The sequence below is a fragment of the Clostridium sp. 1001283B150225_161107_B6 genome (genome assembly GCF_015556325.1).
GTDB lineage: Bacteria > Bacillota > Clostridia > Lachnospirales > Lachnospiraceae > Enterocloster.
Genome location: NZ_JADNMD010000007.1, coordinates 171,260 through 183,854 on the forward strand (window position 1 = coordinate 171,260; position 12,595 = coordinate 183,854).

12 protein-coding genes and 1 pseudogene are annotated in these 12,595 nt (G+C 44.9%); 10 read left to right on the forward strand and 3 right to left on the reverse strand.

All coding sequences use genetic code 11. The features are described 5' to 3' along the window. The first annotated feature begins 60 nt into the window (after positions 1-60). The 7 genes from I2H39_RS17320 to I2H39_RS29265 all read left to right on the forward strand — a co-directional run bounded on the left by I2H39_RS17320 (position 61) and on the right by I2H39_RS29265 (position 7,454). Positions 61-345 (forward strand): hypothetical protein, encoded by a 285-nt coding sequence (locus I2H39_RS17320; RefSeq protein WP_195627103.1) that lies wholly within the window; start codon positions 61-63, stop codon positions 343-345. A 1,328-nt stretch (positions 346-1,673) separates the two neighbouring features. After that, positions 1,674-1,919: a hypothetical protein gene (locus I2H39_RS17325; RefSeq protein WP_195627104.1), complete on the forward strand. Its 246-nt coding sequence runs from the start codon at positions 1,674-1,676 to the stop codon at positions 1,917-1,919. A 179-nt stretch (positions 1,920-2,098) separates the two neighbouring features. After that, positions 2,099-3,676 carry a recombinase family protein gene (locus I2H39_RS17330; RefSeq protein WP_227147556.1) on the forward strand — a complete coding sequence of 526 codons (1,578 nt, stop codon included), beginning with the start codon at positions 2,099-2,101 and terminating at the stop codon, positions 3,674-3,676. 15 nt (positions 3,677-3,691) lie between these two features. Beyond that, complete coding sequence (locus tag I2H39_RS17335) at positions 3,692-5,032, forward strand: recombinase family protein (protein WP_195627106.1); 1,341 nt, start codon at positions 3,692-3,694, stop codon at positions 5,030-5,032. Beyond that, on the forward strand, positions 4,956-6,602 hold the full coding sequence (locus I2H39_RS17340; RefSeq protein WP_207746855.1) for a recombinase family protein: 1,647 nt from the start codon (positions 4,956-4,958) through the stop codon (positions 6,600-6,602). Before I2H39_RS17335 ends, I2H39_RS17340 begins: the two co-directional genes overlap by 77 nt. A gap of 195 nt (positions 6,603-6,797) precedes the next feature. After that, positions 6,798-7,085 (forward strand): hypothetical protein, encoded by a 288-nt coding sequence (locus tag I2H39_RS17345; protein WP_195627108.1) that lies wholly within the window; start codon positions 6,798-6,800, stop codon positions 7,083-7,085. A 207-nt stretch (positions 7,086-7,292) separates the two neighbouring features. Then, positions 7,293-7,454 carry a hypothetical protein gene (locus I2H39_RS29265; RefSeq protein WP_243281818.1) on the forward strand — a complete coding sequence of 54 codons (162 nt, stop codon included), beginning with the start codon at positions 7,293-7,295 and terminating at the stop codon, positions 7,452-7,454. Positions 7,455-7,701: 247 nt separating this feature from the next. Here I2H39_RS29265 and I2H39_RS17355 read toward each other — a convergent pair. From I2H39_RS17355 to I2H39_RS17365, 3 genes and pseudogenes are all read right to left on the reverse strand, one after another. Then, positions 7,702-8,942: pseudogene (locus tag I2H39_RS17355) on the reverse strand (IS256 family transposase). 155 nt (positions 8,943-9,097) lie between these two features. Next, a complete protein-coding gene (locus I2H39_RS17360; protein WP_195627110.1) occupies positions 9,098-9,412 on the reverse strand; it encodes a type II toxin-antitoxin system RelE/ParE family toxin in 315 nt (104 codons plus the stop codon). Next, positions 9,409-9,684, reverse strand: coding sequence for a type II toxin-antitoxin system prevent-host-death family antitoxin (locus tag I2H39_RS17365; protein ID WP_195627111.1), 276 nt, complete (start codon positions 9,682-9,684; stop codon positions 9,409-9,411). The genes I2H39_RS17360 and I2H39_RS17365 overlap by 4 nt, the downstream gene beginning before the upstream one ends. A gap of 209 nt (positions 9,685-9,893) precedes the next feature. Between I2H39_RS17365 and I2H39_RS17370 the strand changes: the two genes are divergently transcribed. The 3 genes from I2H39_RS17370 (at position 9,894) to I2H39_RS17380 (ending at position 12,496) form a co-directional block, all read left to right on the forward strand. Further along, positions 9,894-10,307 carry a nucleotidyltransferase domain-containing protein gene (locus I2H39_RS17370; protein ID WP_195627112.1) on the forward strand — a complete coding sequence of 138 codons (414 nt, stop codon included), beginning with the start codon at positions 9,894-9,896 and terminating at the stop codon, positions 10,305-10,307. A gap of 167 nt (positions 10,308-10,474) precedes the next feature. Continuing rightward, on the forward strand, positions 10,475-11,185 hold the full coding sequence (locus tag I2H39_RS17375; protein ID WP_227147562.1) for a LytTR family DNA-binding domain-containing protein: 711 nt from the start codon (positions 10,475-10,477) through the stop codon (positions 11,183-11,185). A gap of 3 nt (positions 11,186-11,188) precedes the next feature. Further along, complete coding sequence (locus tag I2H39_RS17380; RefSeq protein WP_195627113.1) at positions 11,189-12,496, forward strand: ATP-binding protein; 1,308 nt, start codon at positions 11,189-11,191, stop codon at positions 12,494-12,496. Positions 12,497-12,595 lie beyond the last annotated feature (99 nt).

The following is a 12,595-nucleotide window of genomic DNA, read 5'->3' on the forward strand; positions in this document are numbered from 1 at the left end:
ATGTGGATATGGACTTCTGCCAGGATATCCGATATGGTGTTGGCGGAAGGAGGAGTGCCCATGAAGAAGACTACAAGGGAACAGTGTGAGGAAATGATAGCAGTTAGGGTAGAAGCGCTGGTAAGCCGCTGGCAGGAAGAAAAAACACAGGAAGAAAGAAATGCAGACCACAAGTTGAATGAGCGCATGGACCATTGGATGAAGGAAATCACCATGGAGCAGAGAGATGCCATAGAGGATTGTATTGATGACATGCTGGATGGAAATGGGATGTGTCAGATGTATCTGTATGAGGAAGGGGTGAAGGATGGGATACGGTTGATGAAAATGATTTGGGATTTGTGACAGTATGTTCGTGGGATAGCCGTCATATCGTGTGGCGGCTTTTTTGTTTGGAAAGGAATAACGACACGAAAAAAAACAAATACATGCATCACCCGTACAAAAAAATATATGCCACGCCAAGGGGGGAGTCTGTCTATCCGGTGGGCTATGCTCTGGCCCATGGTGGGCTGCCAAGAAGTACCCAATGGAATATTTAGTACAGATGGAAAGAATAAAAAGCATTTAAGGCGTGATAAGCTGAGTAAAAATAACTAAAGTTGTATGTGAATTTTTGACGAAATCGAATTTTTGAGGTTATCAAAAGGGGCCTGAAACTGAACTAATAGTGAGGGGAATATTTTTTCTAGAAATGTAATCTGCAAGCTTGGTCGTATGCTGAAATTGTGTATCTTAAGAAAATTGTAAGAAGAAATCTGGTTATCAGAAGGCCTGTTTTTTACCACTAGTGGTAGGGGGATATTTTCTTTAGAAGAGGATGGTATGAGGGTGAGAAACTGGTTAGTCCATTCGTGTGTAAAGAAAAACATAAGTCCATCCCGGGCAACCCATTGAAATTGTCCATTAATGAGAGGGGAATGTATGAGTACAGGGGAGGCTGATTCAACGAAGTTATCTGAAGGATTCACATGAAGGAAGAAAACATCTCCCATCAACAACAGATAAATTCAACTAAAATACTATGTATTTTCATAGGGATTTTCAGGGGAGCACTGTGTATAAATTCTGAAAATTAAATTTGTTGGTTATCAGAAGGCCTATTTTTTGGCTCTTAAATAATAGAGGGGTATTTTTTAAAAACGGGAATGGAAGGAGAGAAGGGGGTATAACCGGTCCATCTCTTAAGCGGGAGACTGGATATATTATATTCCACAAAAGAAAAAATGAATCATACAGGCCTGACCAAAAAGGATGGGAGTATGCCTGTCCGCCGTACATTGACAACTTCATATCCAGCCAATCTGTTACATTGGCTGTCCGGTCGTGAGGAACGAAAGCGACGTGAGGGGTGCGCGATGACTGCCTGCAGGACGTGGTCCTGTCCATAGATGTGTGTTACATCTTAAGGCAAGAGCGGTATACATCTGACTCTCAATCAATCTTAAGCAGGGTTGAATCGCCATGGCCCCGGACAGCTGACAATGATACTTCCGTCCAGTCACAGCCCCCTTGGCCGGGGACCACGCAATGAGGGCGGCCCCCGGAGAACCCGGAGGAGGTGGGATTCCTATGATGCCTGTCAGCTGCAGGCAGGCGGACTGGCTGCCCTGTCCGGGCATTCTTCTGGACAAGCTTCGGGGAGTAGTGTCGAATAGAAGCACAAATAGGAAATGGAAAGAAGGTGGTTTCAATGTCAGACCATGCAGGCATTCTTCCGGGATGACTGCATGGATGTGGGATGGAACGAGGCCAGGATGGATGAACGTGTTAAGGATGAGCATTCCCATAATGGCTCAAGGAGCGATACGCATGAAGACATCCGTGAGGTGGAAATAGGGTATTCCCGGAGGAACTATGGAAACAATGGAGCTGCTTCAATACCTGCGATTCAGGGAAGTACAAAAGATACTGGATGAACTGCTGCGCCAAAGGATGATTGACCCCGTCATGTATGACTTGGTCCTTCGGAAGTACCAAAGGATATGTTCCCAACATGTTGTATAAAAATGTGGAAATTCGGAGAACTAATACTTGATATGGTGCAGGAAGTGTGGTAATGTGTCTTGTTGAAAACGGAGGAAAGGAGGTACAACAAGTGGCAGAAGTATTATGCATCCCAAAGACCATACCAGAGCATACAGGATACCGGATACGGAGCATTCGTGTGTGTGCATACTGCCGTGTGAGCACGGATGACGATGGCCAGTATCACTCTTATGACGCACAGATGGAGTATTATAAGGGGCTTATCCAGAAAAATCCGGACTGGGAATTCTGTGGGATTTATGCGGACGAGGGCATAAGCGGAACCAGCCGATGGGGGAGGGAGGACTTCTGGCGGATGCTGGAGGAATGCGAAAAAGGAAGGATAGACCTCATACTAACCAAATCAATCACCCGGTTTGCCAGGAACACAGTGGACACCTTATCCACGGTCCGCCATCTGAAGGAACTGGGGGTAAGTGTGTATTTCGAGAAGGAACGCCTGAATACCCTGATGGAGGAGAGCGAGGGAATCCTGACCGTATACGGTGCGGTTGCACAGCAGGAGTCCGAAAACATATCCCAAAACGTCCATTGGTCAGCAGTGAACCGGTTCCGGCATGGCACATTCGTGTTAAGCAGGCGGCCGTATGGATATGATAAGGATGAAGAGAAGGAACTGTTTGTCAAGGAGGATGAGGCAGCATGGGTCCGCAGGATGGCCAGCATGTACGTGAATGGAGTGAGCGGGATGAGGATAGCCGAATACCTGAATCAGAACCAAGTACCGGCACCTTATGGCGGGCGCTGGTCCTCCGAGGCGGTCCTTCGGATTTTGTTCAACGAGAAAACGGTGGGTGACTGCCTTCACCAGAAAACCTATTCGACTGGAACGGTGCCGTTCCGGACGGAGAAAAACCATGGGAAGAAGCCGCAGTACTATATAAGGGATGACCATGAAGGTATCCTGAGCAGGGATGAACAAATGAAGTTACAACAGATAAAGGAGCACCGTCTTGGCAGCCGGACCAGGATGAATCAGCGTGAGAGTGGAGGAGCCTATATCCTAAGCGGGAAGGTGGTATGCGGGGAATGCGGGAGAGCTTTCATCCGTAAGAAGGAGCAGAAACAAACGAGAGTGTCCATCAAGTGGAGATGTCCGGGCCACCGGTCAGAGGCATGCCAGTGCTTTACCAATGAGATATGGGAAGAGGATATAAAAAACACGTTTGTGAATGCTTTTAATACTCTCGCGGGACATGCCGATGAGTTATTTGGCCCAATCATACAAGGGGTAAAGAGGATACAGGAGGCCAATGGTCTCCATGAGGAATCAGCAGCGTTAAACCAAAAGAAACTGGAACTAAAAGAGCAGAGACATATACTCAGGCAGTTAAAAGCAAATGAGTGTATCGACTCTGCTCTTTATTTTGAGGAGAGCCGAAAGATTGAAGGAGAGCTAAACAGATGCAGGTCAGAGGAAAAACAGCTGCATTGTAACGGCACCCACCGTGCTATAATAACAGGATTGCAGTCCACCCTGCACCAGCTCCAGGGATATGATGGGAAGATGCAGGCATTCGATGGTGACCAGTTCATCCTCCTGGTCCGGGAAGTCTCGGTGGGAAAGGGACGGGAGCTGAGTTTCCATCTGCGGTGCGGACTTATCCTATATGAGCCGGTCATATGACAGGAGGGATGCTATGTGAACAACTATATCACCTACGGGTACCATCTGGTTGACGGATACATGAGAATGAATCCAGAGCAGAGTGAAGCTGTACGCCTTATCTTTGATGCATATGACGGAGGGGCATCCATCAAAAGGATAGCTGGGATGCTAAAGGACAAGAAGGTACCATCCTCCCGTGGGAAACCGTCCTGGTCACCAGCCCTTATCCGGAAAATCTTGCGTAACAAGGACTATCTGGGAGTAGAGCCGTACCCAAGAATGATTGAAGAAGAGAAGTTTGACCGGGTACAGGGGTGTTTAAAACGCTCCCGGGATTTATGGAACCAGCGTCATCCATCCGGCACCGTCCAGGGAACATCCATGTATACAGGCCGGTTGATATGCAGCAGCTGCGGAGGGGTATATTCCATCTATAAGCAGAGTGGCAAAGAGGACAGTAGAAAAGTCCGGTATTGGAAATGCAGGCATTACGACCCGGCCACGAAGGACCCCTGTAAGATGCCCATCTTGACAGAGAAGCAGCTGGATGGAATGTTCTTACAAGTACTTATGCGGATGAAAACAGAGCCGCCCCTGTACCATGAGGAAACGAAAAAGATACTGACCGGAATCATCAAAGAAAGACAGCGTATGGAATCGGAATTAAGTGTGTGCTGGAACAGATGCAACGAAGACTATGAAAGGATGGAGCAACTCTATTTTCAGATTGCTGCCAAGCGATACCAGGAGATAAAACTGGCAGACTTGACCCATAAGATAGAGGATTATCTTCGGGGATTGGATGGTTCCATCCAGGCAGAAGAAATTGATTCGTCCATATTTAAAATAATCAAGAGGGTAGAGGTTCAGCCGGACAGAAGCCTGAGATTTGAGCTGATAAACAATGCGATAGTACTTCAATATCCAGAAATAAAAATGAAGGATAAGAAAACGAAAAACATACGTTACTGCGTCCCCTTCGGATACTGGCTGGATGGACAGGAAGTGCCAATCATCCATGAGCAATACGGTCCAATCGTCCAGATGATATTCCAAACCTACGCGAAAGGGATGTCGCTGACAGCACTGGCAAACAAGTTGGAGAGCCAGTCCATACCCAACCAGAAAGGAAAGCCAGCATGGAGCCATAGCTGCATCCGCAATATCCTTACCAACCCTGTTTATCTGGGGGACAAGAAATTTCCTGCTCTGGTGACACGGGAACTGTTTACACAAGTACAGACCAGATTGGAAGAAACCGGCCGGAAGAAACGGGAGAGCCGGACTAAGGCGGCAGATGGAAAGGAGGGATTACGTGCCAAGGGCGGAACGAATCGTAGAGGTCATCCCGGCAACCTGGAACCCGACAGATGAGTCATCCCGGGAAATTCGGAAGCTGCGGGTAGCGGCATACTGCCGCGTCAGCACGGAGCTGGAACAGCAGCAGTCCAGTTATGACATACAGATTGAGTATTATACCAGGCACATCATGCAGAACCCCAACTGGATATTCGCCGGTGTCTTCGCAGATGATGGACGCAGCGCGACCAATACCTTTCGCAGGGATGATTTTAATCAGCTGATGGACCAGTGTCTGAAGGGGAAGGTGGACATGATTATTACGAAATCCATCAGCCGGTTTGCCAGGAATACGGTGGACTGCATCTCCTGGGTGAGGAAGCTCAAGGAAAAGAACGTGGCCGTGTACTTCGAGAAGGAGAATATCAACACTCTGGATGATTCAACGGAAATGATACTGACCATCCTGAGCAGCCAGGCACAGGAGGAAAGCCGGGCCATCAGCACCAACGTCAAGTGGGGATACGCGAGAAAATTTGAAAAGGGAGAATCCACAAGACAGAGAAGCTATGGATTCAGAAAAGCGCCAACGGGAGAGATGTGTATTGTGGAGGAGGAAGCCGCTGTTATCCGCAATATGGCCCGGTGGTTCCTGGACGGGGACAGCCTGGAAGGAATCAAGCATAGGCTGGAGGATGCAGGGATAGAGACCACTACAGGTAAGAAAGTATGGAGTACGGGCACCATCTACAACATACTGACCAATGAAAAAATCATGGGAGATGTGCTCCTGCAGAAAACATTTACGGCAGATTATCTGACCAAACGGAGAGTGAAGAATGCAGGCCAGCAGAAGCAGTACTATGTGAAGAATCACCATGAGGCAGTTATCCCGAAGTCGGTGTACTACAAGATACAGGAGGAGATTGCCAGACGCTCTTCCTTAAGAAAAGCCGGGACCAGGAAGGGGAAGACGGGCCAGGGGGTGTATAGCTCCAAGTATGCGTTGACAGGCATCATGGTATGCAATGAGTGCGGAGCCCATTACCGGAGGACAACCTGGGCAAAGAAGGGGAAGAAGGCAATCGTCTGGAGGTGCATCAACCGTCTGGAACATGGGACGAAGCGATGCCATGAATCGTCTACATTAAAGGAAGATGCAATTCAGGAAGCCATTATGAAGAAGCTGCACAGCCTGTCAGTAGACCAGGAGGAAGAGATGTTCTTAAAGGGAGTAAAGGAGGACATCCTTCGGGCAACCAAAGTTTCAGGAGGAGCGTGCACAGAGGAAGAGATTGATAAAACCATAGAAGAACTGCGTGACCAGCTTATGGACTATGTGGGCATGGCAGCCAGGGAAAATGGTGGTGAGAACTGGTACAGCGACCGAATGCGAAAGCTGGGATTACAGATAAGCGAATTAAAAAAGAGGAGAGAAAACATACGAGAGCAGGAAAAGATAAGGGAGGAGTATGAATATCTGGACCAGGAAATCAGCCGAATCATAGGTGAGACAGGCGGGGCCTCAGGAGCCGAATTTGATAATATCTTCATACGGCAGATTGTCCGGGAGATACGTGTGATATCGAAAAACAAACTTCAAATCCAGCTAAGGACAGGTATGATGTTGGATGTGAATCTGTAAACGAGAGTAGGATTAGAAGCTATACTATTATCAAAATGGAAATCGTTTGACAGGCCTTGGTGGCTGATATTGCTAATGGGTACCCGGAATGATAAAATATAAGAACAACAGTAGGCTATAAAGAAGAATTAAAAACAATAAAGTTTTCGTAAATGATAAATGTCATTGATAGTATCGGGAAGGGAGGACTTAAAGATGTTCAAAGTTAAATTGAGCTTTGATACGGATAAGCTGGAACAGGATATCCTGGAACAGCTTTATGCTAAAGTGGACGAAATATTTGAGTCTGAGGACTTAAACTGCGTGGACAGAGCGTTGGTCCGGGTCTATGAAGATAAAGGGAGGGAGGAGGATTACGGGCGTTTTTGGGCGGCAATTTTTGCATTGAAGCAAACACCAGAGCTTGCTGAGAATTTAAAGGAGTGTATATGGTATAATGGTTCAGCAAAAGAAAACCTGCTTACAGGGTTTCTGAGAAATTAGTATATGAATAGTGGGCAAAAGAAAGGGATAAATTTTGACCTGGATACAAACGCGTTGAAAATATACTATACAAAAGGGGACTGGCGTAATGCATACCATGATGTCAGGAACTTTTTTAAGAAGAATGGCTTTGAACATATCCAGGGCTCAGGATATCATACTCTGATGCCGATGTCAGAACCTGATGTAATGACCATTGTGTATCAGATGACAAAAAGATTTCCATGGATTAATTACTGTGTGAGTGTTTGTACGCTTGCAGATGTTCCGGAAACGTTTGATATTTCGCATATCTTTGTCCGGGAGGCAGAGCGGCTGGACGAGGCTATGACGTCTACGACGCAGGGAATTGATACTTTAAGCATGTAGGTGATGATGTCCCTTAAATGATGAAGCACAAAGTATTTTGGATTAATTTGATTAAGAATTATATCATCCCTGAAACCGTTTCAAAGTTTGTGTAAACTCAAAAAACTAAAGTAAGATAAGTTAATAGTTACGAAAGGGAAAAGCTATTTTACCGGGACTTGCCCTTTGCTTGTATAATAATGCTGATTCTGGGGATGTCAAGCAGCGCCACTTAAACGGCGCTACCTCCATTCAGAACAGTTTATAATCAAGATAACCGTTCTTCAAAAGATATCTCAAGCTGGGAATGTATCTGCCCCAGTCCTGACGATGCCCTGTCCATTTCTTCGTGATATCCATCATTGCCAGATACAGCATTTTCAATAGGCTGTCATCGGATGGGAATACGGTCTTGGATTTGGTCACTTTACGCAGCTGGCGGTTAAATCCCTCTATGGTATTCGTCGTATAAATCAGGCGTCTGACCGCTTCCAGATACTTGAAATAAGTGGATAGATTGGCCCAGTTGTCTCGCCAGGATTTGGCGATTTTGAGGTATTACCCACTCCATTTTTCATCAAAGTTCCTCAACTGCGATAACGCAGTTTCCTCCGTCGGCGCTGCATACACTTTCTTTCAATCAGCCATCAGCGGCTTAATCTCCTTATAGGAGACAAACCAGGTTGTATTGCGAATCTGGTGGATAATGCACTGATGAATTTCGGTCTGGGGATAGACGGCTTCTATGGCCTGTGGAAAAGCGGAAAGCCCGTCCACACACGCAATCAGGATATCCTCCGCTCCCCGGTTCTTCAATCCATTCAGGATAGAGAGCCAGAATTTCGCACTTTCATTCTGGCCGACATACATGCCAAGGATGTCCTTTTTCCCGGACATGTCAATCCCTATGGCAATATACACGGCCTGCTTTACAATATGCCTGTCGCTGCGTACATGGAAGTGGATGGCATCCAGAAAGACCACAGCGCAGACTTCCTCTAACAGCCTTTCCTGCCATTCCTTCACAATAGGCAGGATTTTGTCCGTAGTCCGGCTGATTGTGCTGTCTGAGATGTCTATATCATACAGTTCCCGCATATGGCTTTCGATATAATTGGTCGTCATGCCTTTGCCGTACATGGAGAGTATTTTTTCTTCCATGTCCTGGGTGACGGTATTCTGGTATTTCTTGATAATCTGGGGTTCGTATTCCACTTTTCTGTTCCGTGGAATATCAATTCCCATATCTCCATAGCTGGTGTGCATGGTCTTCTGGGAATGGCCGTTTCTGCTGTTGTCCGTTTCTTTGCTGCGGTAATCATACTTGGAGTAGCCAAACTCCTCATTCATTTCCTCATCGAGGGTGCCCGCCAGTATGACGCTCATCATGTCACGCATAATAGCATTGACATCTGTGCCATCTTTGATTTTGGCGTTATTCTGTTTCAGGTAACCGCTCATGAGTTCCCGCATTGCCGCTTTCTGTGGTGTGTCATTTTTTCTTGCCATAGACAAAACCTCCAAACTGAGTGATTCTATCTTACCTCAGTTTGGAGGTTTACACAATCTTTGGGATACTCCCTCATCTATACAATAGGGAATATGCGGATGGTGTCAGCTATCAGCATATTTGAGAGATTATGGTATTAAACATTATATAATAATTAAACAATCCAATTGGTGTAGTCCCGCCGGGCATCCACAACAGCATATACAATAACAGTAAAATCCCGTTTTCTGATTTTATAAAATACCAGATGGTTTTCTACAATAATCATACGAAACCCCATACGCCTTAAAGATGGATGTTTGGCAATCACACCATAATAAGGCTGCTCTGCTAATAAGCCAATGGCGTGCTCTAATTTGTCCAGATATGCGAGGGCAATGTCCACGTCACCTGAATCATCTGCTATATAAAAAAGTATATCCTGTAACTGTGTATCTGCAGTATCTGTTCGGATAATCTCGTATTTCATCGTGTTTTCCTTGCCAGTAAGGCCTTTCTGATATTATCAAATGTTTCCTGTATCGGCGCAGTCCGTCCATTATTCACATCATCCTGTGCTTCGACCAGCATACTTAATAATTCGAGTTCCGATTTCATTTTACCATATTGGGCATGTCCAATTAAAACGGTATCTTCATGTCCATTGACAGTTATATAAATAGGCTCACCAGTTGCTTTAACCATAGAAGATAATTCTGGATATTTATTTCTTAAATCGGATGAAGGTCTAATTGATTCCATGTATAATCCTCCTTTTATAATATATCATAATATTATCATATTTACGATATATATTCAATGGATATATTAAAGTTGTTAGAATGGATTACCAGGAAATCGGCTGTACTATAGGCGAGACAGGCAGAATCAGAAGAGAGATATTGATTGCAACACAACGAAAGACCGCCTATAATCTTAGAAAAAGATTACGGAGGGGAGGATTCTGTTAAATGGAGGTTGACACGGTTTCAAAAAAGAACGCGCGAGAAAAAACAATAGCCAGATTATATGAGCTTCTGGAACTACAGGAAAAGGTCAAGAAGCGGTTTGGTATAGATGGATATAATGTTTTTGGCAGCTATGTGACAATTCATTATGTGGAGGGAAAGAGTGATATCGACATTGCTATTTATACAGAAGATTTTGATTTATATAAAAGGATATCTATGTATTTGGAAGAATATTTTGCTGAAAAAGGAATTGAAAGTGATATTTTCTATATAGACCTAACGATGGAGGCGCCTGTTTATTGCGCGCCTTTAAAGTCGGAGTTACAATTTACAGACTATTATCCTAAAAAGTTAGTGGAGTTTAGGGAAAATTGTCAGCATAAGCTGGAAGAAATTAAAATGGGATATCAGTGAGCAGATGAAGGAAATTTAAGTGAATCATCTCCCGAAATATCAAATATTTTGTGTTCTCTTTTTTATTCTGCTATACTAATATTAGCGGCGAATTCCAATTAATGTTATGGAAAGGCCTATCGACAGATAAGTTAGTGGAAATATAGCCGGGTAAGGGGGATGTAAACATGGACCTGATTCATATAGCAATTGTAGAGGATGAACCGTTATTCGTTCAGCAGCTTAAGGAATATATCGGGCGATATGAGAAAGACAGGGGGAGACGGATTAAAATTACAACCTTCGCAGATGGAGAGGATATCACAGATGATTACCGTGGAGGCTATGACATCATATTAATGGACATTCAGATGCGGTTCATGGATGGCATGACGGCTGCTGAGAAAATCAGAACGCTGGATCACGAAGTGATTATTATGTTCATTACCAATATGATTCAGTATGCGGTGCGGGGATATGAGGTGGATGCCATGGATTATGTAGTAAAGCCAGTCGAATATTTCGCCTTTTCCCAGAAGCTGGACAAGGCCATTGGCCGGATGAAAAAGGCAGTGCAGACATATATATCGGTCCCCACGGAGGACGGTCTGCAGAAGCTGGCAGTTTCGGATATTTACTATATTGAAAGCCAGGGGCATAATGCATGTTACCGGACAGCCAGAGGTGAGTTTCTGTCCAGAATCACATTAAAAGAATTGGAAGATTCCATGGGTGGGTATGGCTTTTTTCGTTGTGGAAAAGGATATCTGATTAATATGAAGCATGTGGATGGAATATCCGGCAATGACTGTATCATTTGTGGTGAACGGATTCCCGTCAGCCGGAATAAGAAGAAAGAGTTTATGGAACTGTTAATACAATACATGAATGAGGGATAGATCATGCTTTACAATCAGGATATTCCCAGAATATGTACTGCCCTGGCAGAGTGGGGCGCCTGTATGGTATATTTATATCTGATTAAAAGGGAAAAGCTAAGGCGTCCCTCTTTTTGGTATATCAGTCTGGCAGTGATGGCTGTACAGATTGCGTTTCTTGAGCTGACGGGTGATCTGCCGGTGGCATTCTGGCTTACATGCATGGCAATTGCTGTGGCTATTATGTATGTATTCCTTTTGATGGGCGGTGAATTGTCTGCTTTGGGCGCCGGTTACTGTGGTGCCAGGGCATTTCTTCTGGCAGAGTTTGCCGCATCACTGGAATGGCAGGTATTTGCATTCATGCGGTCCATTGGATATGGGAGTGTGTGGATTCAGGTGATTTTTGTTATTATTATATACGGGGGCTGCTTTTGGATTGCTGCTTATCTGGAGCGTCCGTCACTTACAGATGACTATCTTAACCAGCTGACCATCCGGGAGGTTTTGGCTGCGGCCGGAATTGCGGCAGCGATTTTTGCGTTCAGCAACCTGAGTTACCTTTATAGCAATCTTCCCTTTACCAGCACCCGTATGGCAGATATTTTTTCAATCCGCACCTTGGTGGATTTTGGCGGGATTGCGGTTCTATTTGCCTATCAAAGCCGGATTTGTGACTATATGGCAGAGCGTGAACTGGCAGCCATGAACGCGGTTCTTAAAAGCCAGTATGACCAATACAGAAATTATCAGGACAGCCTGGATTTAATTCATATAAAATATCATGATTTGAAGCATCAGATTGCAGCCCTGCGAATGGAAACAGATGAGCAGAAGCGAAGGAAATGGCTGGATGCCATGGAAGAAGAGGTCAGTGCATTTGGAACTCTGAATAAAACAGGAAATCAGGTGCTGGATACAATCCTGGCTGCGAAATTGTTCCATTGCAGAAAGAACAAGATTCAGATTACATGTGTGGTTGACGGAAAACTGCTGGATTTTATACATGTTATGGATATCTGTTCCATTTTTGGAAATGCACTGGATAATGCCATCGAACATGTGATTCTGATTCCGGAAGAGGAGAAGCGGCTGATTCATATGTCGGTATCAGCAAAGAAGAATTTTGTATTCATCAAGATTGAAAACTACTGTGAGTCGGAAATCATTAAGAATCAGCACAGTTTAATTACAACAACAAAAGCAGACAAGCAGAACCACGGATTTGGACTGCGAAGTATTTGTGCGGCGGCAGAGAAGTATGGCGGCAGCGTGAGCTTTGAACAGGTCCAGAATTGGTTTGAATTAAAAATTTTGTTACCCAGAGGTTAATTTACCTCTGGGTTCTGCATTTTGTGTGAGCTGTTTCATGTGTTGTCTGCATCTTGTGCCGGATAGATGCATTTCATGCCAAATTCCGCATAGCAGGAA